Origin of the sequence: Caballeronia choica (assembly GCF_001544535.1) — a bacterium.
In the GTDB taxonomy this organism is placed as follows: domain Bacteria; phylum Pseudomonadota; class Gammaproteobacteria; order Burkholderiales; family Burkholderiaceae; genus Caballeronia; species Caballeronia choica.
The window spans coordinates 1-522 of record NZ_FCON02000643.1 but is presented as its reverse complement, the minus strand read 5'-3'; the positions used below and the strand labels follow the sequence as shown (position 1 = coordinate 522).

Sequence of the window (522 nt, the reverse complement as noted above, 5' to 3'; positions counted from 1 at the left end):
TCATGTCCAGCCAGACTATGGTCGTCTACATCAGGAGCTGCGCCGCAAGGGCATGACGCTGATGCTGCTGTGGGAGGAATACCGCGCCGACCACGCGGACCGCCAGACCTACGCTTATTCTCAGTTCTGCGACAACTATCGGCGCTTCGCCAAGCAACTCAAGCGCTCAATGCGACAGATCCACCGCGCCGGCGAGAAGCTGTTCATCGACTACGCCGGCCCTACAATCGCATTGACCGACGGCACTCGAGCCCACATCTTCGTCGCCGCAATGGGCGCCTCCAGCTACACCTTTGCCCATGCAACGCCCCGCGAGACGATGGCGGACTGGCTTGAATCGACGGCGCGCGCACTGAGCTTTTACGGAGGCGTGACGCAGCTCATCGTGCCCGACAACCCGCGTGCGCTGATCGCAGACGCTAACCGATACGAACCGCGCAGCAACGACACGGTGCTCGACTTTGCGCGCCACTACGGCACCTCGATTCTGCCGGCGCGCCCCTATCATCCGCAGGACAAGGC

General features: G+C 62.6%; 1 protein-coding gene. It reads left to right on the top strand.

Going from position 1 to position 522, the window contains the following annotated elements; translation table 11 throughout:
- A partial coding sequence (gene istA, locus AWB68_RS46125; RefSeq protein WP_125483350.1) for an IS21 family transposase occupies window positions 1-522 on the top strand: 522 nt, incomplete at both ends.